A 25529-nucleotide genomic window follows, 5' to 3' on the forward strand; every position below is an offset into this window, starting at 1 on the left:
GTTTCTCCCCCTAAGGCTGGGCCGTGAAGGCACTGCGGCCTCGACCACACCAAGCACTTCCCGCCACGTCTCGGAGGTAATCACGAGACCGTCACGGAGCCTGCGCGAAGTGTGTGGCGTTCGTCACAGGCTGTCCGAATCGCTCGGCCGACGCGCCGGGTTCGGGGCTTTTTGTATCGAACCGGCCATGACCTGCGCTCTCGGCTATCCGAAGAGATCAAGCGCACGGTAGGTTTTGGCGCCATGGAGGAGCTGGACCGACAGATCGTGCAGCTGCTCGTCAAGGACGGGCGGATGAGCTACACAGACCTGGGCAAGGCCACGGGCCTGTCCACGTCGGCCGTGCACCAGCGCGTGCGCCGGCTCGAACAGCGTGGCGTCATCCGCGGCTACGCCGCGGTGGTCGACCCGGAGGCCGTTGGGCTGCCGCTCACCGCGTTCATCTCGGTCAAACCGTTCGACCCCAGCGCTCCCGACGACATCGCGGACCGGCTCGCCGACGTCCCCGAGATCGAGGCCTGCCACAGCGTCGCCGGCGACGAGAACTACATCCTGAAGGTCCGTGTGGCCACCCCGCACGAGCTGGAGGAGCTGCTGGCCCGCCTGCGCTCCCTGGCCGGGGTCTCCACCCGGACGACAGTGGCCCTGTCGACGCCGTACGAGGCACGACCGCCGAGGATCTGAACCGGGGGCGGAGCCGCGCCGCCGGCCGCGCCGCCCCGGTGCCCGGCGGAGCCCGTGCACGCGAGAGACTGTCCGTCATGAGTGAGCAGTCCGCCGAGCCCGAGACCGTCCTCCTGCGCCGCGGGGAGGTGCACAGCCCCGCCGACCCCTTCGCCACCGCGATGGTGGTGGAGCGCGGCCAGGTCGCCTGGGTCGGCTCCGAGGGCGCCGCCGACGCCTTCGCGGACGGGGTGGACGAGGTGATCGACCTCGACGGTGCCCTGGTCACCCCGGCCTTCACCGACGCCCATGTGCACACCACCGCCACGGGCCTCGCCCTGACCGGCCTCGACCTGTCCGGCGCCCCGTCCCTGGCGGCCGCCCTGACCCTGGTCCGCGAGTTCGCCGCCGACCGCCCCGGCGACCGGGTCCTGCTGGGCCACGGCTGGGACGCCGCCCGCTGGCCGGGCGGCCGGCCGCCCACGCGCGCCGAGCTGGACGAGGCCACCGGCGGCCGCCCGCTGTACCTCTCCCGTATCGACGTGCATTCGGCGGTCGTCACCACCGCCCTGCTGGACCTGGTCCCCGGGGACGTTCCGCGCGAGGACGCCCCGCTCACCCGGGACGCCCACCACATCGTGCGCGAGACCGCCCTCGCCGCCATCACCCCCCTCCAGCGCGCCGAGGCCCAGCGCACCGCCCTCGCGCACGCGGCCTCGCTCGGCATCGGCTCGGTGCACGAGTGCGGCGGTCCGCAGATCTCCTCCGAGGACGACTTCACCGCTCTGCTGAAGCTCGCCGACAACGGCCCTGGCCCGCGCGTCGTCGGGTACTGGGCGGAGCAGAACGTCGACAAGGCGCGCGAACTCGGCGCCGTGGGCGCTGCGGGCGACCTCTTCGCCGACGGCGCCCTCGGCTCGCACACCGCCTGCCTGCACGAGCCGTACGCCGACGCCGGCCACAGCGGCACCGCCTACCTGGACGCGGACGCCGTCGCCGCCCACGTCGTCGCCTGCACCGAGGCGGGCCTGCAGGCCGGCTTCCACGCCATCGGCGACGCCGCCGTGACCTCCGTCGTCGACGGAGTGCGCGCCGCGGCCGAGAAGATCGGCCTCGCCCGCGTCCGCGCCGCCCGGCACCGCGTCGAGCACGCGGAGATGCTCACCCCCCAGACCGTGGCCGGCTTCGCCGAGCTGGGCCTGATCGCGTCCGTGCAGCCCGCCTTCGACGCCCTGTGGGGCGGCGAGGACGGCATGTACGCCCAGCGCCTGGGCGCGGCGCGGGCCCGCACCCTGAACCCCTTCGCGGCCCTGCTGCGGGCCGGTGTGCCCCTCGCCTTCGGCTCCGACAGCCCCGTCACCCCGCTCGACCCGTGGGGCACGGTCCGCGCCGCCGCCTTCCACCACACTCCCGGGCACCGGATCTCCGTCCGCGCCGCCTTCACCGCGCACACGCGCGGCGGCTGGCGGGCCGTCGGCCGCGACGACGCGGGGGTGCTGGTCCCCGGGGCGCCCGCCGACTACGCGGTCTGGCGCACCGACGAGCTGATCGTCCAGGCCCCGGACGACCGGGTCGCGCGCTGGTCGACCGATCCGCGCTCCGGCACCCCGGGCCTGCCCGATCTCAGCCCCGGCCGTGCCCTGCCGGTCTGCCTGCGCACCGTGGTGGGCGGACGGACGGTGTTCGTACGGCCGGGCGAGTGATCTCCCGGGGTGGCGCGGCGGCGATCGTCCCCGGCGGTCGCGTAGCCCGACCTGCGCATCCTCTCGGGCCGTCGCCCGTGATGCGGTGTCCGCACCGGTCAGGAGGCTGTTGACAGTCGGCGGCGGAAGGCCGGTAGGTTCGGCCGAGTCCACCACCGGACGCCCGACCGAAGAGTGTTCGGCAACTCGTCGCAGCGCCGCTGGGTCAGGGACGGTGTGCCGCACCGGGCACCGTCGCTGGGAGCCAGGCTCAGCGCCCGCGCCGACGAGGGATCGCTCCGGCCGGTCGGCAAGGTGTGACCCGGGTGGGGCCCGGGCGCTCAGTAGACAACGGCTTTCGGTCGATCCGCAGCCAGCGGGTCCCAGGTCGGCCCGAAGGGCGCCGGGCCCCCATCCGTCGCGAAACGCAGGTGCCGAAACAGGTGTTCTTACCCCACTCGCGGGGAATCGACACCACCACAGGCTCGAGTCGGCGCGTCATCCCAGGCCGCGGCCACTATGGTGGATTCCTGCGTACGACATGAAGGGGCAGCAGTGAACGACGGCGACGGGACCCTCGCGGCCAAGGCCCAGGGGAGGCAGTTCGGCCCGCTGGGCACGGCCTTGGTGATCATTCCGACCTACAACGAGGCGGAGAACATCAAGACCATCGTCGGCCGGGTGCGCGAAGCCGTCCCCGAGGCGCACGTGCTCATCGCCGACGACAACAGCCCCGACGGCACCGGCAAGCTGGCCGACGAACTGGCCGCCGAGGACGATCACGTCCAGGTGCTGCACCGCAAGGGCAAGGAAGGCCTCGGCGCGGCCTACCTCGCGGGCTTCCGCTGGGGCCTGGAGCACGGCTACGGCGTGCTGATCGAGATGGACGCCGACGGCTCCCACCAGCCCGAGGAACTGCCCCGTCTGCTCACCGCCCTCAAGGGCGCCGACCTGGTGCTCGGCTCCCGCTGGGTGCCGGGCGGCCGGGTGGTGAACTGGCCCAGGTCCCGCGAGTTCATCTCCCGCGGCGGCAGCCTCTACTCCCGTCTCGCCCTGGACCTTCCGCTGCGCGACATCACCGGCGGCTACCGGGCCTTCCGCCGCGAGACCCTGGAGGGTCTGGGCCTGGGCGAGGTCTCCTCGCAGGGCTACTGCTTCCAGGTCGACCTGGCCCGCCGCGCGGTCAAGGCCGGCTACCACGTGGTAGAGGTGCCGATCACCTTCGTCGAGCGTGAACTCGGCGACTCCAAGATGAGCAAGAACATCGTCGTCGAGGCGCTGTGGCGGGTCACCGCCTGGGGCGTGGGCGACCGAGTCGGCAGGATCACCGGCAAGGGCTAGCGGGGCCCGACCGCGGCGGGCCGGTGGGCGTGGTGGCGGCGGGCCGCTGCGTCCGGCACGCGGTGACCGCCCCCTGGTACCCCTGCCCGGTACCGACACCCCGCACCCCCGCCCGGTGCCGCCGCCCCGTACCCCCGCGCCTCGGGACCCTGTACCCCCGCGCCTCGGGACCCTGTACCCGCGCCTCGGCAGCCCGGCAGCCCGGCAGCCCGGCAGCCCGGCAGCCCGGCAGCCCGGCAGCCCGGCAGTTCGGTAGTCCGGCAGCCCGCTGCTCGGCGCCCCGCCCCTCGGGCGCCCGGTTGCCCCGGTGTTCCGGCGCTCGCGGGTGTCGCCCGGGCTGATCGCTCCCCTTATCCCGCGCTGAGCCGCGTCCAGGCACACTGGGAGCATGACGACTGGCGCTCCCATCTCCGCGAACACCGCCCGGCCCCGGCGCTCTGCGCTGCGCAGGTATCTGCCACTGGGTGTCGCCGTGTGGCTGGTGCTGGAGATCTGGCTGCTGACCCTGGTCGCGGGCGCGGCGAGCGGCCTGACCGTGTTCCTGCTCCTGGCCGCGGGTTTCGTGGCCGGATCCGTGGTGATCAAGCGGGCGGGCCGGCGCGCCTTCCAGAGCCTGAACGAGGCACTGCAGCGGGGCGGCTCGCCCGAGCGCGGAGGCGGCAACGGCTTGATGATGCTCGGCGGTCTGCTGATGATGATCCCCGGCCTGATCTCCGACGTGGCCGGCCTGCTCCTGCTGCTCCCGCCGGTCCAGAAGGCCGTGAGCCGTTACACCGAGAACGCCCTGGAGAAGAGGCTGCGCACCGCCACCCCGGGCAGCCTGGGCGACGCCTTCCAGCAGGCCCGCATGCACCGCCACGACGGCAAGGTGGTGCAGGGGGAGGTCATCCGGGAGGAGCGCCCCGAGCCGGGCGGGCAGCGTCCGCCGCTGACCCGCTGACCCGCTGACGCGCCCCTGGCCTGCCGCCGGCCCGCGGGCGCTCCGGGGCCAGGCCGTCCGGCCGCCGCGGCGGCTGTGCACGCGAAAGACCGCGGGCGCCGTACGCACTTCACGTACGGCGCCCGCGGTCTGAATCGTGCGCTGTGTCTCCGTCCAGTCCCCGGAGGGGCTAGGCGGACTTGCGGCTGTCGCGGGGGTGAACCGCGATGTTCATCGCTCCCGAGCGCAGAACCGCCAGGCGCTCCTCGAGGACCTCTTCGAGTTCCTCACGGGTGCGCCGCTCCATCAGCATGTCCCAGTGGGTACGCGCGGGCTTGGCCTTCTTCTCCTCAGGGCCGTCGCCGTCGACGAGGAGTGCCTGGGCCCCGCAGACCTTGCACTCCCACTCCGGCGGAATCTCCGCCTCGACCGAGAAGGGCATCTCGAAACGGTGCCCCTTCTCGCATGCGTACTCCACGGCCTGGCGCGGGGCCAGGTCGATACCGCGGTCCGTCTCGTAGCTGGTCACTACGAGGCGCGTACCGCGAAGAGCTCGCTCACTCATGAATCGTGCCTCCCGGGCTTGTCGCCCACAGGACAGGTGTCGCTGTCGTCGTCATCCGGTCAACGTCCGGTCGGCGGTAAAGATTCCCGTTCCGGGTCCGGTTCCGGGTCATGCGTCGCCGTCGTAGCCGCCCCTTGTTCTACCCACAGGCGCCCGGTTTGTCACATCTGCTAGCAGATGTCACCCAGCGTTTCGGCATCTTTGACGCGCAGTAACGGTACGCCTGGCAGGCCAAACGCGTACACTACCGCCCTTTCGTGTTGAACGCTAAATCGGCGCTAGATCTTTTTCGGCAGCGGGTTACCGGCCTCGCCGATCGCCCGCCGCACCGGGACCCGGGCGAGCAGGACGAAGCCGATCACGAAGAAGGCCACCAGCGAGACGATCGCGGAGCGATAGCTGCCGGTCAGCTGGTAGGTCACGCCGAACAGCAACGGCCCCAGCCAGCTCATCCCGCGGTCGCTCAGCTCGTACGCCGAGAAGTACTCGGCCTCCTTGCCCGGCGGGACCAGGTGGGAGAACAGCGATCTGGACAGCGCCTGGCTGCCGCCGAGGACCAGCCCGATACCCCCGGCCAGCACGAAGAACCACACCTGGGCACCGGCGGGCAGGAAGTAACCCACCGCGAGCGTGAGGGTCCAGGCCACCAGCGAACCGAGGATCGTCCGCTGAGCGCCGTACGTCCGGGCCAGCCGGCCCATCACCAGCGCCCCGGCCACGGCGAGCACCTGCACCAGCAGGACGGCGCCGATGAGCGTCGACTGCCCGAGTCCCAGTTCCTCGGAGCCGTAGACCGAGGCCTGGGAGATCACCGTCTGGATGCCGTCGTTGTAGACCAGGTACGCCAGCAGGAACGCCAGCGTCAGCGGATGCCGGCGCATGTCCCGGACCGTCGCCGCGAGCTGCCGCAGCCCCGGCGCCGTGGCGCGCTCCTCGCGCGCCTGACGGTCGCGCAGCCGGCGCAGCGGCACGAGGGTGAACGCGCCCCACCACAGCCCCGCCGACGCCAGGCACACCCGGACCGCGGCCGTCTCGGACAGGCCGAAGGAGTCGTGTGCCGAGTACAGGACCAGGTCGGCCACGAGCACCAGGGCGCCCGCCGCGTATCCGAAGGCCCAGCCGCGGGAGGAGACGGCGTCGCGCTGCTCCGGCGGGGCGATCTGCGGCAGGTAGGAGTTGTAGAGCATCGTGCCGACGGACTGCGCCGCGTTGGCCACCACGAGCAGGGCCCCGCCCAGCAGATACCGGTCGCCGTCGAGGAAGAACATGCCGGTGGTCGCGGCCGCCCCGGTGTACGCCGCGGCCGCGAGCAGGGGTTTCTTCCGGCCCGACCGGTCCGCCGCGCTGCCCACCATGGGCATCACCACGACGGCCAGGATCACCGACAGGGACACCGAGTAGGCGAAGAAGGAGCCCGCGCGTACGGGCACGCCCAGCGGATGGACGTAGCCGTCCGCGTCCGCGGCGTTCTCCGCGACCGACGTGAGGTACGGCCCGAGGAACACCGTCAGGACGCTCGTGGAGTAGACCGAGCACGCCCAGTCGTAGAAGTACCAGCCGCGCTGCTCGCGTCTGAGGCCGGCGGTGTCGTCCGCCGCCGGTGCCCGCACGGTGCCGGTGCCCATCCGTGCCCTCGCTTCCCGCTCAACCGCGAAGGCTCGGGCCCCGGGCGGCCGGGCGGTCAGACCCAGACGCCGCGGTCTTCCATGACCTTGCGCAACGTGTCGATGTGATCGGTCATGATGCCATCGACCCCCAGGTCCAGGAGCCGGTGCATCCGCTCCGGTTCGTTGATCGTCCACACGTGGACCTGCAGCCCGCGCGCGTGGGCGGCGCGGACGAAGCGGTGGTCCACCACGGGGACGCCGGAGTGGGCCTCGGGCACCTGCGCGGCGACGGCGGACCGGCGCACCGCGGCCGGCAGGCCCCAGGACGACAGCCGCAGGCCGAGCACCCCGCGGGTGCCGAAGGAGGTGGCCAGCCGCGGCCCCGCGAGCCGCTGGGCGCGCAGCACGCGCGCCTCGGAGAAGGAGCCCACACCGACCCGGTCCCAGGCGTTCGCGCGCTCGATCAGATCGAGCAGCGGGCGCAGCGCGGGCTCCGCCTTGACGTCGACGTTCCAGCGGACCTCGGGGAAGGTCTCCAGCAGTTCCTCGAACAGCGCGATCGGCTCGCGGCCGGCCACGCGCGCCTGCCGTACCTCGTCCCAGGGCAGGTCGGCGATCCGGCCCGCGCCGTCGGTGACCCGGTCCAGGGTCGCGTCGTGGAAGGCGACGAGCCGGCCGTCCCGCGTGGCGTGCACGTCGGTCTCGATGTACCGGTAACCCAGTTCGACCGCACGCCGGAACTGCGCCACGGTGTTCTCCAGGCCGTCGGCGGCCCCGCCCCGGTGGGCGAAGGCGATGGGGCCCGGGTGGTCGAGGTAGGGGTGGCGTACGGGCGGCGTCGTGAGGGTCACGAACGCAGTATCACCTGTTCCCGTGCCGCCGCGGCAACCACCGTGCTGCCGTCCGGTGCCGCGGGGACGGCGAACACCCGCAGGAACAGCTGGGCCATGGGGCCGATGGCCACGGCGTACAGCACGGTGCCCACCCCGACGGTGCCGCCGAGCGCGAACCCGGTCACCACCACCACCGCCTCGATCAGGGTCCGCACCAGCCGGATCGACCGGCCGGTGCGCCGGTGCAGGCCCGTCATCAGCCCGTCGCGCGGACCGGGCCCGAAGCTCGCGGCGATGTACAGGCCGGTCGCCACGCCGTTCGACGCGATCCCGGCGAGCAGGAGCGGTATCCGTACGGCGAGGGCGCGGGAGTCCGGAACGAGCGCGAGCGTGCCGTCCATGGCGAGGCCGACGACGAAGACGTTGGAGACCGTGCCGAGCCCCGGGCGCTGGCGCAGCGGGAGCCACAGCAGCAGCACCGCCGCGCCCACGACGATCGAGACGACGCCGATGGTCAGCCCGGTGCGTTCCGCGAGCCCCTGATGGAGCACGCCCCAGGGTTCCATGCCGAGCCCCGCTCTCACGAGCAGCGCCGAACTGGCGCCGTACAGCGCGAGTCCGGCGTACAGCTGGATCAGCCGTCGGCCGAGACGGACCGGGAGGCGCGGTCCCGGGTGGCCCGGACGCCGCCGTGCGGAGCGGACCGGTAGGCGCCGTCCCGGGCGGACCGGATCTGGTTGTCCGGAGCGGACCGCACTGGACATGAATACCCCCCTGGGTGGTGGCGGTGGCCTGACGCATGACACTCTGTGGCTCGGGATGGATCGGCATCCATGGCCAATCCGGGAAAGGTGGACTGATCGTCATGGCGCAGTGGACCTCGGCGGTGGGGGCCGCGCAGCTCGGCCGGCTCCTCACCTCGCAGCAGGACCGGCCCGCCGGGCCCGGTACCCGCCGCCCGCCCGCCTACCGCGCCCTCGCCGACGGAATCCGGCTGCTGGTCCTGGAGGGCCGCGTGCCGGTGGCGGCCCGCCTCCCCGCCGAGCGCGAACTCGCCCTGTCGCTGTCCGTCAGCCGCACCACGGTCGCGGCCGCCTACGAGGCGCTGCGCAGCGAGGGTTTCCTGGAGTCCCGGCGCGGGGCGGGCAGCTGGACCGCCGTACCGGCCGGCAATCCGCTGCCCGCCCGCGGCCTGGAACCCCTGCCGCCCGAGGCCCTCGGCTCGGTGATCGACCTCGGCTGCGCCTCGCTCCCGGCCCCCGAGCCGTGGCTCACCAGGGCCGTGCAGGGCGCCCTGGAGGAACTGCCTCCGTACGCCCATACGCACGGCGACTATCCGGCGGGCCTGCCCGCTCTGCGCTCGATGATCGCCGAGCGCTACACCGCGCGCGGGATCCCCACGATGCCGGAGCAGATCATGGTGACGACCGGCGCGATGGGGGCCATCGACGCGATCTGTCACCTCTTCGCGGGCCGGGGCGAGCGCATCGCCGTGGAGTCCCCGTCGTACGCCAACATCCTGCAACTGATGCGGGAGGCGGGCGCCCGGCTCGTCCCCGTCGCGATGGGGGAGGGACTCACCGGCTGGGACCTGGACCGCTGGCGCCAGGTGCTGCGCGAGGCCGCACCGCGCCTCGCCTACGTGGTCGCCGACTTCCACAACCCCACCGGCGCGCTGGCCGACGAGGACCAGCGGCGCCGGCTGGTGGACGCGGCCCGCTCGGCCGGCACGGTCCTCGTGGCCGACGAGACGATGAGCGAGCTGTGGCTCGACGACGAGTACGGGGGTGGTCGCATGCCCCGCCCCGTGTGCGGGTTCGATCCGGCCGGCTCCACGGTGATCACGGTCGGCTCGGCCAGCAAGGCGTTCTGGGCGGGCATGCGGATCGGCTGGGTGCGTGCGGCTCCGGACGTCATCCGCAGCCTGGTCGCGGCGCGTGCGTACGCCGACCTCGGCACCCCCGTCCTGGAACAGCTCGCCGTCAACTGGCTCTTCAGCACGGGCGGCTGGCAGCAGGCCGTCGATCTGCGCCGCGCGCAGGCGCGGGAGAACCGCGACGCCCTGGTGGCCGCCGTCCACCGGGAGCTGCCCGACTGGGAGTTCGTGGTCCCGCGCGGCGGCCTGACCCTCTGGGTCCGGGCCGGCGGCCTCTCCGGCTCCCGTCTGGCGGAGGCGGGAGAGCGGGTCGGCGTCCGCGTCCCTTCCGGCCCTCGCTTCGGCGTCGACGGCGCCTTCGAGGGCTATGTGCGTCTTCCGTTCACCGTGGGGGGAGCGGTGGCGGACGAGGCGGCGGCCCGGCTCGCCGCGGCGGCCCGGCTGGTGGAGACGGGTATGACGGGCGGCACGGAGGCTCCGCGTACGTTCGTGGCGTAGTGCGCGCTCTCGGGTGGGTGCGGGCCGGTGGGGGTGGTTCGCGCGGTTTCCCGCGCCCCTGGGGGTTCGGCGCGCGATCTCGGGTGGGTGCGGGCCGGTGGGGTTGTTCGCGCAGTTCCCCGCGCCCCTGGGGGGTTTGGGGCGCGTTCTCGCGTGCGGGCCGGTGGGGGTTGTTCGCGCAGTTCCCCGCGTCCCTGGAGTGTGGGGGCGTTCTCGCATTCCCGGGGTGCGGGCCGGTGGGGCCGGGGCGCACGCTGGCCGCCCCTGGGATCCGGGGGCGGTGCGGTCAGCTCTCGGCTGCGATCGCTTCCGGGATCGCCGGTGCCACGCCGAGGGCCGGCTTCGTCAGGTCCGCCGGTGCCGGGTTGTCCGCCGGCCGGGGCGGCGCCGCGTCCGCCGGTGTGCTCCGTGGTGGCAGCAGCGCCAGCACCGCCTGCCGGTCGGCATCGCTGGTCGCGTCGTCGTACGGGTCGGGCGTCCGCGGCACCTGCAGCCGGTGCACCGGACCCGACCCCAGCACGGCGTACCCGCGGCCCGGCGGCACGTGGGCCGGCGGCGTCGTGTGCGGCGGTACCCCGAGTGCCGCCTCCACCTGCCGCGGTGCCGCCGTGCCGAGCACCACACGCGCGCGGGTGTGCTGCCGGACCGCGTCGCTCAGCACCTCCGCGCTGTCGAACTGCTCGGCCACGACGACGGTCACGTTCGCCGCGCGGCCGTGCCGCAACGGCACCTGGAGCAGCGCCTGCGGGTCCTTGCGGCCGTCCGCCGCCGCCAGGTGGGCGAAGACGCCCGGACGGTCCAGCACGATCCACAGCGGACGCCGGGTGTCCTCCGGCGGCGGGTCGCCTCCCTGCCGGGCCAGGTTGACCGCGATGAGCCGCCGCTCGGTCTCCTGCGCGGCCCACTCCAGGCTGGCCAGCGCCCCCGTGAGGGCGCACTCCACGGCCAGCACGCCGTCCCGGCCGGCCAGGCACGCGTACTCGCCGGTGCCGCCGCCGTCGACGATCAGGACGTCGCCGTACCGCAGGGCCTGGAGGGCGATGGAACGCAGCAGGGTCGACGTGCCGCTGCCGGGAGGGCCCATGGCCAGCAGGTGCGGCTCGGTCGATCGGACGCCGGTGCGCCAGACGACCGGCGGAACGTCGATCTGCTCCGCTTCGTAGGAGAGGGGAAGCGTGCGCTGGACCTCGCTCGGGTCGGTGAAGCCGAGGACGGTCTCGCCGGGAGCGGTGACGAAGTGCTGGGGGGCGATGTCGGTGGGCAGCGGCGCGAGGACGGTGAGCGTGAGCTGGTTGCCCTCCTCGTCCCAGGCGAAGTGGTATTCGCGGCCCCGCCCGGCCTTCGCGGCGAGCAGCTGCTCGATCCGCGCGCGGGCCTCGGGCTCGCCGTCCGGGAAGTAGGCGGGGTAGCGGAGCACAAGGTGGCCGACCCGTCCGCCGTCCTCGAACTCGTGTTCGGCGAAGGCCTTCTGCCACTCCCCGCCGTGCGCGTACAGCGGCGCCGGGTCCTCGGCACCGCTGAAATAGGGCACCAAGGCCTCGTACAGGGCCTGGAGCCGTTCGGCCTGGGACTCGTCGGGCCCTTCGGGTGCCGGCGGGGTCCGGTCGCGCCCCTGCCAGGCCGCCGCCGCCATCACGGTCACGACGGCGAGCAGCGGCCCGTACGGCATCAGCGCCACGACCAGGACCGTGGACGCCGCGAGGAACAGCAGTGGCCCGCGTTTGTCCTTGGGCGTCTCAGCCCACCTGCGCCGCCCGGCCGAGGCCAGCCGGCGCAACCCGCGCGAGACGGTGATCAGCGGGTGGAGGACATCGGTGGCGCTGTCGGCCGCCGTCCGGGCCAGCTCCCTGCTCCGGGCGATCTGCATCCGGGCGATCTGGGCGCTGTCTTTGCTCAGAATGCGGGGGAGAGGGCGCCGGGCCACTGCTGTCTCCTGGGGGTGCGTGCGGGAAGGACGGGCGGGATCAGAACTTGATGCCGCCGAGGAGGCTCGCCAGGCTCTCGCCGCCCGCCTTGATGCTGGGGGCGATGCCGGTGCTGGCGAGATAGAAGCCGAACAGCGCCGAGGTGCACGCGTGCGAGCCCTTGAGTCCGTCCTTCCGGAAGAAGAGGAAGACGATGATGCCGAGCAGCAGGACGCCGGACAGGGAGAGGATCATTTCGGGTCTCCTGGTGTCGAGAGGGGACAGTCACCATGAGTTCTTCCAGGATCACAGCATGTATCCATACGATTAAAGGTGCAACTGGGTGAAATCTGGTTGATTTCGCCCACTCGGCCGAGCCGTTGGGACCGGTTTGACCAGGCCTGTTGCCTTCGGCGGGATCTGCTGCTGATCTTTACCTCGGGCACATCGGGTCATGTGCCGCGCTAGCCAGTACGCTGGCGATTCACTCGTACGGCCGCGTTCCGCTCACTGCCGTACGCTCCCTGTCGTCACCGAAGTCCCAAGGAGAGGCGGTTCGTGCCGATGAGTGAAGCCCCCGACCCCGAGGTCGTGGAGCTGGCGACCAAGATCTTCGATCTGGCCCGCCGGGGGCAGACCGAGACGCTCGTCGCGTATGTCGACGCGGGCGTTCCCGCCAACCTCACCAACGACCGCGGTGACTCCCTGGTGATGCTCGCCGCCTATCACGGCCACGCCGACGCGGTGCGCGAGCTGCTCGCCCGCGGCGCGGAGGCGAACCGGGTGAACGACCGTGGTCAGACCCCGATCGCGGGAGCTGTCTTCAAGGGCGAGACCGAAGTGATCAAGGCCCTCCTGGAGGGTGGAGCCGACCCCGCCGAGGGGACGCCGTCGGCCGTCGACACGGCCCGGATGTTCGGCAAGGCGGAGCTTCTGCAACTGTTCGGCGTCAGCTGAAGCGACTGCCCTGAGCAGGCACGACACGGAAAACGGGGGAGGCGGTACAAGGCCGCCGGAAATACGGTCGCGGCAGCACACACCGCGGGTCATCATGACGACGTGATTCACGGACGCGATGGCCGGGCAGGTGTTGCCGCACCGCGCGGGCCGTGATGCGGTCCGCATGGGCCACCGACGAGAGGCAGAGAGAGATGGTCTACAGCAAGCAAGAGACGGCGGGCGCTCCGACGTTGTGTCACGCGGCCAGGTAGTGCGTGTTCCCCGGTTGCGTCGACGCTTGATGTGAGGCTGTTTCCCATGTTCGATCCGGTCATAGCGCCCAGCGGTACGCTGCTCGGGCTGCTCCAGCGCGGCCGTGGCGACGGCACGCTGCACGCGCTCACCGCCCCGCGCGCCGAAGCGCTCGCGGCCCTGAACCACTGCGTGCTGCGCGACCCCCGCCACGACTGGCAGGTGGAGAACCGCTCCCTGTACTACGCCCGGCTCTACCTCGACCTGAACGGCGAGCTGGACGCCGTCGAGGCGCATCTCTTCGACGCCGAGGACGTGCTCGACACCGACGAGTCCCGTACCGGCCTCGCCCTGGCCGTCCTCGGGCACCTCGCCTCCTACGGCCGGCGGGACGCGCTGGACCTGCTGCGCAGGTACGCCGCCCACGGCTCCAACTGGGCCTGGGCCCTGGACGAGCTGGCGCTGCGGGACGACGACGCCGGGCTGCGCGCCCTCGCCGCCCCCGTCCTGGCCCGGTTCCCCGGCGATCCCGAGGGCGAGGCCGAGCTGGCCGCCGCCGTACGCGACGCCTTCGAGCCCCGGCCCTGGCGGCTGTGGGCCGAGGACACGCGGGAACCGATCGCCGCCCGGGTGCGTGCCGCCCAGGAGACCGGCTGTTTCGACCGCTGGCAGCGGCAGATGCGGCCCACCGGCCCGCGCCCCGGCTGGAGCGTGCGCGCCGTGTTCGAGTGGGCCCAGCAGGGCATGGAGCGCGGTGCCGCCCTGCACGTCCCCGCAGCCCGCTGCCTGGCCGCCGTGGCCGGTCCCGAGGACCGGCCGGAGATCCTCCGGGCCGCCAGGGACGGCATCGACGGAGCCCGCTGCACCGCACTGCGCTACCTCGCCGACGGCAACGACCCGGACGCCCTCCCGCTGATCGAGGCCGCCGTCACCGACGGGACGGCGCCCGTTGTGGAGGCGGCCCTCGACGCCTTCGAACGCATGCGCAGCATCACCGCCGTCGACCGCGCGCGCGGCTGGGCCCAGCGTCCCGACCCGCTCGGCGCCGCCGCCGGACGCGTGCTCGCCTGCCGCGGCGGTATGCAGGACAGCGATCTCGTCCTCGGCGCCCTCCGTGAGGCCGTACGCGGCGAGGGGCCGGACGCACCCACCCTGTGGACCCTCGTCGACGGCGCCGGACGCCTCGGCATCGCCTGTGCGGCCCCCGTGCTGCGGCACGTCTACCGCGAGACGGCCTCCTCCCACCTGCGCGGCCGCGCCGCCCGAGCCCTGGCCGCGACCGACCCCTCCTTCGCCACCGGCTTCGCCGTCGAATGCCTGTGGGACTGCGAGGAGACCACCCGCGAGATCGCCGCCCGGCACGCCGAGACCGGTGACGCCCGGGTAGTGGAACGCCTCCGCCGCCTGGCCGCCGACCCGGCCGAGGAGGACGAGGTGCAGACGGCGGTGCGCAGCCGCTTCGGCCCGGACATCGCCGCCGGCTGACCCCCTGCCCGGCCGCGGCCCCGGCGGGACGACTCCCCGCCGTGTGAACACGGGATGACCCGCGGGTCAGGCGCCCATGACGGCCGTCTGACCCGCTCGGGTGTGCAGCTCAACGCTCATGGGACGTTTCCCGTGCGGACAGATCGAAGTTGACGCGGCCACGTCCGGTGCGGCGACAACACCCGTATGCGTGTCGTCATCGTGACCGAATCCTTTCCCCCCGATGTGAACGGCGTGGCTCACTGCGCGCTCCAGACCGCCCGGCACCTCGTAGATCGCGGTCACCTCCCGCTCGTCGTCGCGCCGGCCCAGGCACCCGGCAGCGCACCGGACGCAAACGCCCCGTGCCCGGTGGTCCGCGTCCCCTCCCTCCCCCTCCCCGGCTACCCCCAGGTGCGCGTCGCCCTCCCCAGCCGACGCCTCGCCGCGGCACTCACCGAGCACCGCGCCGACGTCGTCCACCTGGCGAGTCCCTTCGTCCTCGGGGTCCGTGGCATGGCGGCCGCCGCCCGCCTCGGTATCCCCGCCGTCGCCGTCTACCAGACCGACCTGGCCGGCTACGCCCGCACCTACATGGGCGCCGGGGATGCGGCCGCCTGGCGGCGCATCCGCTCCGTGCACGCCGCCGCCGACCGCACCCTGGCCCCGTCCAGCGCCGCCCTGAACGACCTGGAGGCCCACGGTGTGCCCCGGGTGCGGCTGTGGCCGCGCGGCGTGGACACCGTACGTTTCCGGCCAGACCACCGCGACGAGGCCCTGCGCCGCGAACTCGCCCCGAACGGCGAGCTGATCGTCGGCTACGTCGGCCGGCTCGCCCCCGAGAAGCACGTACAACTGCTCGCGGGAGTCTGCGGCCTCGCGGGGGTGCGGGTGGTGGTCGTCGGCGACGGCCCCAGCCGGCCGCACCTGACCGAGGCCCTGCCCGGCGCGGTCTTCCTCGGCCGCCGCACCGGTGACGATCTCGCCCGGATCTTCGCCTCGTTCGACGTGTTCGCGCACACCGGCCCCTTCGAGACGTTCTGCCAGACCGTCCAGGAGGCCATGGCCAGCGGCGTCCCGGTCGTCGCTCCGGCCGCCGGCGGCCCGCTCGACCTGGTCGCCCACGGCCGCACCGGCCTGCTCGTCCCGCCGCGCGACGCCGTCGCCGTCCAGGAGGCCGTCCGCGCGCTGGCCGCCGATCCCGGGTGCCGCGCCGCGTACGGCGCTGCCGCCCGCGCCACGGTCGAGGGCCGCACCTGGGCCGCCGTGGGCGACCTGCTCATCGCCCACTACGACGACGTGCTCGCGGCACGGAGGACGGCGGTGGCGGCATGACCGGCCAGTCCCTGCGCATCGTCCGGCTAGCCAACTTCGTCGCCCCGGCCTCCGGCGGCCTGCGCACCGCCCTGCGGGAACTCGGCAGGGGCTTCCGCGCGGCGGGCCACGAACCGGTGCTGATCGTGCCCGGCGAGCGGTACACCGACCGCGACACCGAGCAGGGCCGGGTCATCACCCTGCCCGGGCCGGTGCTGCCCGGTACCGGCGGCTACCGCGTCCTCACCGACAAGCGGCGCGTGGCCGCCGTCCTGGAGCGGCTGGCCCCGGACCGGCTGGAGGTCTCCGACCGCACGACCCTGCGCTGGACCGGCCGCTGGGCCCGCCGCGCGCGCGTGCCCGCCGTGATGGTCTCCCACGAGACCGCCGACGGCGTGCTGCGCACCTGGGGCCTGCCCGGGAACCTCTCCCGCCGGGCCGCCGACAGTCTCAACGCCCGTACGGCGCACGTCTACTCGCGGGTGGTGTGCACCACGGAGTTCGCCGAGCGCGAGTTCGTGCGCATCGGCGCCCGCAACCTCGTACGCGCCCCCCTGGGCGTCGACCTCATGGAACGTCACCCCGCCCTGCGCGATCCCGGACTGCGCGCGGAGCACGCACGCGTGGACGAGGCGCTGCTCGTGATGTGCTCCCGGCTGTCCGTGGAGAAGCGCCCCGGCACGGCGCTGGACGCCCTGGAGGGGCTGCTGCGGCGCGGCCGGCGGGCGGTGCTCGTGGTGGCGGGGGACGGCCCGCTGCGGGGACGGCTGGAGCAGCGGGCACGCGAGCGCGGGCTGCCGGTCACCTTCCTGGGCCACCTCGCCGACCGGGCCGCACTCGGTGCGCTGCAGGCGACCGCCGACGTCTGCCTGGCGCCGGGGCCCGCCGAGACCTTCGGGCTCGCCGCCCTGGAGGCGATGGCGTGCGGCACGCCCGTGGTGGCCAGCGCCTCGTCCGCACTGCCCGAGGTCATCGGGTCCGCCGGCGCGGCCGCGACCGGTCACGGCGAGGCGTTCGCGGACGCCGTGGAACTCCTCCTGGAACGCGGCGAGCCCGAGCGGCGCGAGGCGGCACGCGCGCGTGCGGAATGCTTCGGCTGGGGAACGGCCGTGGAGGCGTTCCTTGCGGCCCATGACACCGAGGTGCTGAGCCGCGCGCACTCCCGGCTTACCGTGCCGGGGGGCGCGGCATGAGAGCCGTCCGCTTCGTCGCCCTCGGAGACTCGCTGACCGAGGGCGTGGGCGACCCCGCCGGAGACGGCTGGCGGGGCTGGGCCGCACTGCTGGCGGCTTCCCTTGCGGAGGCCGCGGAGGCCGCGGAGGGCGTGGAAGCCGTGCCGGTGGTGGAGGGCAGGCGGGCCGGGGGAGCCGTGCCGGTGGTGGAGGACGTGGAGGGCGTGGAAGCCGTGCCGGTGGTGGAGGGCAGGCGGGCCGGGGGAGCCGTGCCGGCGGTGGAGGGCAGGCGGGCCGTGGCGGCCGTGGAGTTCAGCAACCTCGCGGTCAGCGGGGCGCAGACCCGGGACGTGCTGGAGCGGCAGACCCCGGCCGCCCTCCTGCTGCGTCCCGACCTGGCGTCCGTCGTCGTCGGCGTCAACGACACCCTCCGCCACACCTTCGACATCCACGCCGTGGCGGCCGACCTCGACCGGGTCTACGCCACCCTCACCGCCCGCGGCGCCACCCTGCTCACCGCCTGCCTGCCCGACCCCGGTGCCATGCTGGGGCTTCCGGGCGCGCTGGCCCGCCCACTGGCCCGCCGGCAACGGGCGGTCAACACCGTCGTCCACGCGCTGTCCGACCGGTACGGCGCCGTCCATCTGCACGCGGCCGACGGCGACTGGATCGCCGACCGCGCGTTGTGGAGCGCCGACCGGTTGCACCCGGGCGAGCGCGGCCACCGGCAGTTCGCCGTCCGCTTCCACGCCCTGCTCGCCGAGGCGGGACACGTGACGGGGGAACCGCCCTCGCCCGAACCGGAGTTCCCCGGCCCGACCCGGACGGCGAGCCTGTGGTGGCTCGCCACCGCCGGCACCGGCTGGGTGGCCCGGCGATGCAGGGACCTGCTGCCGCAACTGCTGCGCCTGGCCGCCGACGAACTGCACCACCACGCCCGGGGCACCGGCGCCCGCCTCGACCTGCGCGCCTCGGCGGCGGTCTCGGCGGCCCTCGCCGCCCTGCCGGGAGACGGCTTCGACGGCGCCGGGGTTCAGCGCCGCCGTACCGGCACGAACCGGACCGGGGTCCCGGGAACCGCCTGCGCGGCTGCCGGGAGGTCGGCGGCGCGGACCACCGCGATCACCGGGTAACCCCCGGTGGTCGGGTGGTCGGCCAGGAAGATCACCGGGCGTCCGTCCGGGGGGACCTGGACGGCGCCGAGGACCATGCCCTCGCTGGGCAGTTCGCCGGTCCGGGAACGCTCCAGCGCGGGCCCCTCGGTGCGCAGGCCGATGCGGTTGCTCGCCGGGGAGACCCGGTACGCGCGCGTGGTGAGCGTCTGCAGCGCCCCGGCCGGGAACCAGTCGGCGCGCGGTCCGGGTGTCACCCGGAGCACGAGAGCGGCCGGCGGCCGCGGTTGCGGGGCGCCGTCCACGCGCGCGGGCGGTCCGGCCGGGGCGCCGAGCGGCAGCACCGTGCCGTCGGTGAGCGGAGCCGGTCCCAGACCGGACAGCAGGTCCGTGGCCCGGCTGCCGAGGACGGGCTCCACGGCGATGCCGCCGGCCACGGCCAGATAACCGCGCACTCCGGCCGTGGCCGTCCCCACCTGCAGCAGTTCACCGGCCGGCACCACGACCGGGGAGCCCCACGGGGCCGGCCGGCCGCCCACCGCGACCGGACAGGGCGCGCCGCCGACCGCCACGGTCACCGTGGAACGGGGGCGCACCGCGCACCCGTCGAGCGTGGTCTCCAGCACAGCGGCGTCCGGTGGGTTGCCGACGAGCCGGTTGACGAGCGCCGCCGCGGGCGGATCCAGCGCCCCGGAGCGGGGCACCCCGAGATGGGCGTACCCCGGGCGGCCGCGATCCTGCACGGTGGTCAGCGCCCCGGCCCGCACGACCACGAGCGCACGGTCGCTCATGCGCCCTCCACAGAGCCGACGTCCGCGCGCGTGAGGCGGGCGGCCCGGGCCGCTCGGGTACCGGGGGTACGTGCTCGGGTCGCGCTCGTGAGTGTTCCCTGTGGGCGATCCGCGTGTGTGCGCCCGGCGGTCCGGGGCTTCGCTCGGGTACCGCGGGTACGTGCTCGCTTCGGGTTCACGCGTCCTCCACCGGGACGAACCGGACCCGCGAACCCGGTACCAGCAGCGCGGCCGGTTCTCGTGTGTGGTCCCACAGCACCGCGTCGGTGGTGCCGATCAACTGCCAGCCGCCCGGCGAGGAACGCGGGTACACGCCGGTGTAGCGGCCGGCCAGGGCCACCGCCCCGGCCGGGACGGCGGTGCGCGGGGTGGCCCGGCGCGGCACCTCGTAGCGGGCCGGCAGCCCGGTGAGGTAACCGAAGCCGGGCGCGAACCCGCAGAAGGCCACCGTGAACTCCGTGGCCGTGTGGATGCGGGCCACCTCGTGCGCGGGCACCCTCCAGCGCGCGGCGACCTCCGCGAGGTCCGGACCGTCGTAGCGCACGGGCAGTTCGACCGACGCACGCGCGCGTGCCGGCGACGGCGGCACTTCGAGGGAGGCCAGTTCGGACGCCCAGCGCCCCGGCTCCCGCAGGCCGTCCAGCAGGACCGTCCGGGCCGCGGGAACGATCTCGCGGACGGCCAGCGAGCCCTCGGCCCGGCGCCGCAGCAGCTCCGCGTGCAGGGCCTGCGCCTCCTCGCCCGAGGTCAACTCGACGAGCAGAGCGTCGTCGCCGACGGGAAGCACCCTCACGCGAAGGCCTCCAGCCGTACGCCCGCCGCCGTCAGCCGCTCGCGCACCCGGCGGGCGAGATCCACCGCGCCGGGCGTGTCGCCGTGCAGACACAGCGAGCGGGCGCGCACCTGGATGCGCCCGCCGGAGGAAGCGGTGACCGTGCCGGAGCGCGCGAGGCTCACCGAGCGCTCCACGACGGCCCCCGGGTCGGTCACGACCGCGCCGTCCCGGCCGCGTGGCACCAGCGTGCCCTCGTCGGTGTACGCGCGGTCCGCGAACGCCTCCGTGACCGCGGGCAGCCCCGCCTTCGCGGCGGCCTCCAGCAGGCGTGAGCCGGGCAGGCCCAGCACCGGAAGCGACGCGTCGGCGAGCAGCACGCCCTCGGTCACCGCGCGCGCCTGCTCCTCGTCGTGCACGACCCGGTTGTACAGCGCGCCGTGCGGTTTGACGTAGGCCACGCGCGCCCCGGCGGCCCGCGCGAACACCTCCAGGGCGCCGATCTGGTAGGCCACTTCGGCGGCCAGCTCGGCAGGCGGCACGTCCATCGCGCGCCGTCCGAACCCGGCGAGGTCGCGGTAGGACACCTGCGCGCCGATCGTCACCCCTCGGCCGGCCGCCAGTTCGCACACCCGGCGCATGGTGGCCGCGTCCCCGGCGTGGAAGCCGCAGGCCACGTTGGCGCTGGTGACGACGGACAGCAGCCCTTCGTCGTCGGTCAGCCGCCAGCGGCCGAAGCCCTCGCCCAGGTCGGCGTTCAGATCGATCACGGTCATGGCGCCTCGTGTCTCCGGTCGTCGTGCGGTCGGTGGGGAAGCCCCGGTGGTCGTGCGGTCGGTGGGGAAGCCCCGGTGGTCGTGAGGTCGGTGGGGAAGCCCCGGTGGTCGTGCGGTCGGTGGGAAAGCCCCGGTGGTCGTGCGGCCGGTGGGAAAGCCCCGGTCGTCGTGCGGCCGGCCGGGCGCCCGGTTTCCCGTGAGGTGGGCCGGGGACGCCCGGCTCCCCGTGCGGTCGGTGGGGACGTTCGCTCCCGTGCGGTCGGCCCGGACGCCGGTTCCCGTGGGGTCGGCCGGGACGGGCCGTCTCAGTCGATGCCGACCAGCCGGTACTGCTCGTCGCGGGCGTCGGTCAGGAACATCTGGCCCGGCGCGTGCGTGATGGCGAACGGCGGCCTGGAGGCCGTCACCGCCGCCTGCGGGGTCACTCCACAGGCCCAGAACACGGGGATGTCGCCGTCGGCGAGGGTCACCGGGTCGCCGAAGTCGGGCCGGCCGAGGGCCTCGATGCCGAGGGCCGAGGGGTCACCGCAGTGCACGGGGCCGCCGTGCACGGCCGGCAGCAAGCCGCTCTCCCGGATCGCGGCACCGAGATGTTCGGGCGGTACCGGACGCATGGACACCACCATCGGTCCGCGCAGCCTGCCCGCCGGCCGGCACGCGCGGCCGGTCACGTACATCGGCACGTTGCGGCCCTGTTCCACGTGGCGTATAGGGACGCCGGCCCGCGCCAGTGCCCACTCGAAGGTGAAGCTGCACCCGAGCAGGAACGACACCAGGTCCTCCCGCCAGTACGCGCGCACGTCCGTGGGCTCCGCGACCAGTTCCCCGTCCTGCCACACCCGATAGCGCGGCAGGTCCGTGCGCAGGTCGGCGCCCTCGGCGAGGACGGTCGTCACGGCACCGGCGTCGGTGACGTCGAGCACCGGGCAGGGCTTGGGGTTGCGCTGGCAGAACAGCAGCATGTCGTAGGCCCAGTCGGCGGGGACCGCGATCAGGTTGGCCTGCGTGTGCCCCGCCGCGACCCCGGCCGTGGGCCCTGCCAGGCCCTTCCGGAAACGGGCTCGCGCGGTTCTCGGGCTCCACGCGTGCGCGTCCCTCTCGATCGTGGTGACGGGCCGGTCCCCGGTACGGTGCGTCTGCGTCACGCCAGTTCCTTTCCACGGGTCTCCGGAAGCCCGAGCAGGGCCAGCGCCGCGAGGCCGTAGCCGATCGCACCGAAGACCAGCGCGCCGCCCACGCCCCAGCTGTCCGCGAGGAACCCCACCAGGGTGGGGAAGACCGCGCCCACCGCGCGGCCCGTGTTGTACGTGAAACCCTGACCGGTGCCGCGCACCGCCGTCGGGTACAGCTCGCTCAGGTAGGAACCGAAGCCGCTGAAGATGGCCGACATGCAGAAGCCGAGCGGGAATCCGAGCACCAGCAGCAGAGTGTCGGCGCCGGCCGGGATGTTCGCGTACGCCAGGACGCACACGGCCGACAGCAGCGCGAACAGCCAGATGTTGTTCCGCCGGCCGAGCCGGTCGGTGAGGTGGCCGCCGGTCAGGTAGCCGAGGAACGCGCCGGAGATCAGGAAGGCCAGATAGCCGCCGGTGCCGACGACCGACAGGCCGCGCTCGGACTTCAGGTACGTCGGCACCCAGGTGGCCAGGGTGTAGTAGCCGCCCTGCACGCCGGTGGAGAGCAGGCTCGCGAAGACGGTGATGCGCAGCAGGCCCGGCGCACCGGGCCGCCCGGGACGGAAGACGGCCGCGAACGAGCCCCGGCCCGGGTCCTGTTCGCGGACCGCCGTCGCGGTGGGGGCGTCGTGCACCCGGCGGCGCAGCCACACCACGAGCAGCGCGGGCAGCGCCCCGGTCCAGAACATCACCCGCCAGGCCAGGTCGTCGCCGACGAAGGAGAAGACCAGCGTGTAGACGATCGCCGCCAGTGCCCAGCCGACCGCCCAGGAACTCTGGACCGCGCCCAGGGTGCGACCCCGGTGGCGCGCGCTCGCGTACTCGGCCACCAGGATCGCCCCGACCGCCCACTCGCCGCCGAAACCGAGCCCCTGCAGCGCCCGGAAGACCAGCAGCGTCTCGTAGTCGGGGGCGAAGCCGCAGGCCACGGTGAAGACCGCATAGGTGATCACCGTGATCATCAGGGCCCGGACCCGGCCGACCCGGTCCGCGACCACGCCCGCCACGGCACCGCCGATCGCGGAGACCACCAGCGTGACGGTGGTGAACAGGCCGGTCTGGCCGCTGTCCAGACCGAAGTGCGCCGAGAGCGCCACCATGCTCAGCGGCAGGGTGAAGTAGTCGTAGGAATCCAGGGCATATCCGCCGAAAGCGCCGGTGAAGGCGCGCCGACCGCGCGGCCCCAGGGCGTGCAGCCAGCCCAACGCGCCGTCTTCGGGGCCGCCTTCGCCGCTCTCGGGCCGGACGCCGGAGGGCGCGGATCGTGGCGGTGGGGTCGTGCTCATGGGCACCTCGCAGAGGGGGGACGGAGGGTGCGGGGAAGTGAGCCGTGCGGAGCACCGTAGAGGATCGTTCAACGATCCTTCAATACCCGCGTTGTTTCGTCCCGGTGTCTGCGATTGAATTCCGGGCATGGCAGAGCAGCTGGCGGGTCTGGCCGACGACCGTGCCCTCCTGGGGCGCACGAGCACGGCGGAGCGGGTCTCCGACATCCTCAGGAGCCGTATCGCCGACGGGTACTTCCCGCCGGGCACCCGGCTCTCGGAGGACGGCATCGGCGGAGCGCTCGGCGTCTCCCGCAACACCCTGCGCGAGGCGTTCCGGCTGCTCACGCACGAACGCCTGCTGGTCCACGAACTCAACCGGGGCGTGTTCGTCCGGGTGCTGAGCATCGAGGACGTCGAGGACATCTACCGCACGCGCTCCCTCGTCGAGTGCGCCGTCGTCCGGGGGCTGGGCGAGCCGCCGTATCCGCTCGACGGGCTGGCGGCGGCGGTCGGCGAGGGCGACGCGGCCGCCGTCGAGAACGACTGGAAAGCGATGGGCACCGCCAACATCCACTTCCACCAGGAGCTGGTCGCCCTCGCGGGCAGCGAGCGCACCGACGAGCTGATGCGCAGCGTCTTCGCCGAGCTGCGGCTGGCCTTCCACGTCGCCGACGACCCGCGCCGGCTGCACGAGCCGTACCTCGCCCGCAACCGGCAGCTCCTGCAGGCCCTCCGGGCCGGGGACCGCACGACCGCGGAGCGGCTGCTGGAGACCTACCTCGCGGACTCGCTGGGACGGGTGGTGGAGGTGTACCGCCGCAGGGTCGGCGAGGACGGCGCCCCCTAACGGCACGGGGCGGGGGCCGGAGCCGTCCTGCCGCCCCGTCGCCTGCCCGGGCAAAGGGGCGGAGCCTCTCGTTTGGGTCGATGTCAGACCGAGGACCTAGTCTGTGCATCGTGACTTCGCCTGCATCGACGGACAGCGTTCCGCCCCAGCTCAGCGCGGGGCCGCGCCCGGCACCGGGTCCGGCCGCCGACGAGGGGCTGGCGCGTCGGCTGCGCGCGCTCGCCTGCACGGCGCCGCTGCACGACCTCGACGCGCGCAAGGCCAACCTGGCCGGCGAGTACTCGGTGTACGGGATGGCGGAGGTGGCCCTGGCCGCCATCGACCTGGTCACCCTCAACATGGACTTCGACACCGGCGCCGACCACGAGCAGATCGTGGCCAGGCTCGTCCCGCGCATCGCCGCCCAGGCCCCGCACCGGCCCGCCGCCGAGCACGAGCGCGTGGCCCGCTGGGTCCTGGAGAACCTGATCAACGTCGGCAGCGTCGACCGCGGCTTCCGAGCCGTCTACGGCACCTTCTCGCCGGACGGCACCTACGTCCGGCGCGACTACGACTTCAAGCTGATCGAAGAGGTCCCCGGCCCCGGCGGCACCGTCTACCTGCGCACCACCGACGAGGCGGTCAACGTCCTGGTCGGCGCCCTCGACACCGACGTCACCAGCGCCCAGATCGCCGCCGAGGTCAAGCTGGAGGTGCTGATCAACCGCGGCCGGCTGGCCGACGCCCAGCTCGCCGCCGAACAGGCCCGCTACCGCACGGTGCAGTACTCCGAGACCCTGCGCCGCGCCCTGGACGCCACCCGGCGCAACGTCCGCGCGGTCGACTGGCTCAGCGCCGTACCCGACATGATCGCCGAGGCCCTCGACCACGTCGCGGAGCGCTACCGCCACGAGAACGCCATCCTCACCAACATCCGCAAGGCCCGCGACGAGACCGAGGAGGCCGAGCACAAGCGCCGTGCCGCCGAACTGGTCGACATCGTCAAGGACTGCATCCGGCGCCACACCCAGCTCCAGTCCCGCCTGCTGGAGGCCGGCCCGCTCTTCCGCGCCGAACAGGACCGCCAGGCCTTCGCCACACCGACGACGACGTCCGGTACGGATTTGTACGGCCACCTGCTCGCCCCCGTGCTGCCACTGCCGCTGGAGCAGGCCATCCGGGTCACCGACGCGTTCTTCGCACACGGCACGGGTCTGCGGACGCCGGTGTCGGTGCGGGTCGGCGACCTCGTCGACATACTGCTGACGCCGCCGGTGGAGCGGGAGCACCTGGGCGCGGAGATGCCGGAGCCGGACCTGATCGCCACGCCGGACGACAGCCGGTTCGGCGAGGAGCAACTGGCCACCGCCATGGAGCTGCTGGACCTGCCCGCCGACGCGCCCAGGCGACTGTCGGGGCTGCTGGCGCAGGCGCGACGGACCGGTGACCCGGATCTGGCCTACCTGGTGGCCCTCCTGGCGGTCCATGCCGCCAGCCCCGCGGTGGGCACCGCCTACCGGCAGGGCGAGCAGAAACTGCTGTTCGCCGTGGACGACGGCACCGAACTGGACGACCCCGAGTTCGGCGGTGCCGACCTGATCGTCGGGACGGCCCTGCTGGACGCGGCGGGAATGGCGGCGGACAGAACGGAGGCGGCGTGAGGCCGCCGGCCGGGCGCGGACCGTCGGTGGCCGGCCGCGCGGTCCCCCACGCCCCTGAGGCGGTCCCCCACGCCCCTGAGAGAGTCGCCCGTCACCCTCGTATCAAGATCAAGGAGTCG

General features: G+C 73.9%; 23 protein-coding genes. 12 read left to right on the top strand and 11 right to left on the bottom strand.

Features of this window, described 5'->3' with window-relative positions:
- The first annotated feature begins 243 nt into the window (after window positions 1-243).
- From ACGFT2_RS18380 to fxsA, 4 genes are all read left to right on the top strand, one after another.
- Entirely contained in the window at window positions 244-684 is a 441-nt protein-coding gene (locus ACGFT2_RS18380; RefSeq protein ID WP_393279098.1) for an Lrp/AsnC family transcriptional regulator, read from the top strand.
- A gap of 77 nt (window positions 685-761) precedes the next feature.
- On the top strand, window positions 762-2366 hold the full coding sequence (locus tag ACGFT2_RS18385) for an amidohydrolase (RefSeq protein WP_393279100.1): 1605 nt from the start codon (window positions 762-764) through the stop codon (window positions 2364-2366).
- Window positions 2367-2900: 534 nt separating this feature from the next.
- The gene (locus ACGFT2_RS18390; protein ID WP_393279102.1) at window positions 2901-3686 is read left to right on the top strand and encodes a polyprenol monophosphomannose synthase; all 786 of its coding nucleotides are present in this window, start codon (window positions 2901-2903) and stop codon (window positions 3684-3686) included.
- Window positions 3687-4074: 388 nt separating this feature from the next.
- Window positions 4075-4626 carry an FxsA family membrane protein gene (gene fxsA / locus ACGFT2_RS18395; RefSeq protein ID WP_393279105.1) on the top strand — a complete coding sequence of 184 codons (552 nt, stop codon included), beginning with the start codon at window positions 4075-4077 and terminating at the stop codon, window positions 4624-4626.
- A gap of 169 nt (window positions 4627-4795) precedes the next feature.
- Here fxsA and ACGFT2_RS18400 read toward each other — a convergent pair whose 3' ends face one another.
- The 4 genes from ACGFT2_RS18400 to ACGFT2_RS18415 all read right to left on the bottom strand — a co-directional run bounded on the left by ACGFT2_RS18400 (window position 4796) and on the right by ACGFT2_RS18415 (window position 8374).
- Entirely contained in the window at window positions 4796-5170 is a 375-nt protein-coding gene (locus ACGFT2_RS18400) for an RNA polymerase-binding protein RbpA (protein WP_003977404.1), read from the bottom strand.
- Window positions 5171-5448: 278 nt separating this feature from the next.
- Window positions 5449-6795, bottom strand: coding sequence for an MFS transporter (locus ACGFT2_RS18405; RefSeq protein WP_393279107.1), 1347 nt, complete (start codon window positions 6793-6795; stop codon window positions 5449-5451).
- Window positions 6796-6851: 56 nt separating this feature from the next.
- Window positions 6852-7628 carry a glycerophosphodiester phosphodiesterase gene (locus ACGFT2_RS18410; protein ID WP_393279109.1) on the bottom strand — a complete coding sequence of 259 codons (777 nt, stop codon included), beginning with the start codon at window positions 7626-7628 and terminating at the stop codon, window positions 6852-6854.
- The gene (locus ACGFT2_RS18415) at window positions 7625-8374 is read right to left on the bottom strand and encodes a YitT family protein (RefSeq protein ID WP_393279111.1); all 750 of its coding nucleotides are present in this window, start codon (window positions 8372-8374) and stop codon (window positions 7625-7627) included. Before ACGFT2_RS18415 ends, ACGFT2_RS18410 begins: the two co-directional genes overlap by 4 nt.
- A gap of 101 nt (window positions 8375-8475) precedes the next feature.
- On the opposite strand from ACGFT2_RS18415, the gene ACGFT2_RS18420 reads away from it, so the two are divergent.
- Entirely contained in the window at window positions 8476-9984 is a 1509-nt protein-coding gene (locus ACGFT2_RS18420) for a PLP-dependent aminotransferase family protein (protein ID WP_393279113.1), read from the top strand.
- A gap of 286 nt (window positions 9985-10270) precedes the next feature.
- Here ACGFT2_RS18420 and ACGFT2_RS18425 read toward each other — a convergent pair whose 3' ends face one another.
- The gene (locus tag ACGFT2_RS18425) at window positions 10271-11908 is read right to left on the bottom strand and encodes a hypothetical protein (RefSeq protein ID WP_393279115.1); all 1638 of its coding nucleotides are present in this window, start codon (window positions 11906-11908) and stop codon (window positions 10271-10273) included.
- 40 nt (window positions 11909-11948) lie between these two features.
- Entirely contained in the window at window positions 11949-12143 is a 195-nt protein-coding gene (locus tag ACGFT2_RS18430) for a hypothetical protein (protein WP_258781179.1), read from the bottom strand.
- A gap of 309 nt (window positions 12144-12452) precedes the next feature.
- Here ACGFT2_RS18430 and ACGFT2_RS18435 point away from each other — a divergent pair, with 309 nt between their 5' ends.
- The 5 genes from ACGFT2_RS18435 to ACGFT2_RS18455 all read left to right on the top strand — a co-directional run bounded on the left by ACGFT2_RS18435 (window position 12453) and on the right by ACGFT2_RS18455 (window position 18162).
- The gene (locus tag ACGFT2_RS18435; protein ID WP_393279224.1) at window positions 12453-12845 is read left to right on the top strand and encodes an ankyrin repeat domain-containing protein; all 393 of its coding nucleotides are present in this window, start codon (window positions 12453-12455) and stop codon (window positions 12843-12845) included.
- A gap of 300 nt (window positions 12846-13145) precedes the next feature.
- Complete coding sequence (locus ACGFT2_RS18440; RefSeq protein ID WP_393279118.1) at window positions 13146-14564, top strand: HEAT repeat domain-containing protein; 1419 nt, start codon at window positions 13146-13148, stop codon at window positions 14562-14564.
- 186 nt (window positions 14565-14750) lie between these two features.
- Window positions 14751-15878 carry a glycosyltransferase family 4 protein gene (locus ACGFT2_RS18445; protein ID WP_393279120.1) on the top strand — a complete coding sequence of 376 codons (1128 nt, stop codon included), beginning with the start codon at window positions 14751-14753 and terminating at the stop codon, window positions 15876-15878.
- Window positions 15875-17050 carry a glycosyltransferase gene (locus ACGFT2_RS18450; protein WP_393279122.1) on the top strand — a complete coding sequence of 392 codons (1176 nt, stop codon included), beginning with the start codon at window positions 15875-15877 and terminating at the stop codon, window positions 17048-17050. The genes ACGFT2_RS18445 and ACGFT2_RS18450 overlap by 4 nt, the downstream gene beginning before the upstream one ends.
- Window positions 17047-18162, top strand: coding sequence for an SGNH/GDSL hydrolase family protein (locus tag ACGFT2_RS18455; RefSeq protein WP_393279124.1), 1116 nt, complete (start codon window positions 17047-17049; stop codon window positions 18160-18162). Before ACGFT2_RS18450 ends, ACGFT2_RS18455 begins: the two co-directional genes overlap by 4 nt.
- On the opposite strand, the gene ACGFT2_RS18460 is transcribed toward ACGFT2_RS18455, so the two are convergent.
- From ACGFT2_RS18460 to ACGFT2_RS18480, 5 genes are all read right to left on the bottom strand, one after another.
- The gene (locus ACGFT2_RS18460) at window positions 18063-18932 is read right to left on the bottom strand and encodes a biotin-dependent carboxyltransferase family protein (RefSeq protein ID WP_393279126.1); all 870 of its coding nucleotides are present in this window, start codon (window positions 18930-18932) and stop codon (window positions 18063-18065) included. The genes ACGFT2_RS18455 and ACGFT2_RS18460 overlap by 100 nt on opposite strands.
- A gap of 175 nt (window positions 18933-19107) precedes the next feature.
- Window positions 19108-19725, bottom strand: coding sequence for an allophanate hydrolase subunit 1 (locus ACGFT2_RS18465; RefSeq protein ID WP_393279128.1), 618 nt, complete (start codon window positions 19723-19725; stop codon window positions 19108-19110).
- The gene (locus tag ACGFT2_RS18470) at window positions 19722-20480 is read right to left on the bottom strand and encodes a LamB/YcsF family protein (protein WP_393279130.1); all 759 of its coding nucleotides are present in this window, start codon (window positions 20478-20480) and stop codon (window positions 19722-19724) included. Before ACGFT2_RS18470 ends, ACGFT2_RS18465 begins: the two co-directional genes overlap by 4 nt.
- Before the next feature lie 305 nt (window positions 20481-20785).
- Entirely contained in the window at window positions 20786-21625 is an 840-nt protein-coding gene (locus ACGFT2_RS18475; protein WP_393279132.1) for a putative hydro-lyase, read from the bottom strand.
- Window positions 21622-22941, bottom strand: coding sequence for an MFS transporter (locus ACGFT2_RS18480; RefSeq protein ID WP_393279134.1), 1320 nt, complete (start codon window positions 22939-22941; stop codon window positions 21622-21624). Before ACGFT2_RS18480 ends, ACGFT2_RS18475 begins: the two co-directional genes overlap by 4 nt.
- A gap of 127 nt (window positions 22942-23068) precedes the next feature.
- Here ACGFT2_RS18480 and ACGFT2_RS18485 point away from each other — a divergent pair, with 127 nt between their 5' ends.
- Both ACGFT2_RS18485 and ACGFT2_RS18490 read left to right on the top strand, forming a co-directional pair.
- Window positions 23069-23770 carry a GntR family transcriptional regulator gene (locus ACGFT2_RS18485; protein WP_393279137.1) on the top strand — a complete coding sequence of 234 codons (702 nt, stop codon included), beginning with the start codon at window positions 23069-23071 and terminating at the stop codon, window positions 23768-23770.
- 110 nt (window positions 23771-23880) lie between these two features.
- Window positions 23881-25410, top strand: coding sequence for a hypothetical protein (locus tag ACGFT2_RS18490; RefSeq protein ID WP_393279139.1), 1530 nt, complete (start codon window positions 23881-23883; stop codon window positions 25408-25410).
- Window positions 25411-25529: the final 119 nt, after the last annotated feature.

This window comes from Streptomyces sp. NPDC048514 (genome assembly GCF_043199955.1).
Lineage (GTDB): Bacteria > Actinomycetota > Actinomycetes > Streptomycetales > Streptomycetaceae > Streptomyces.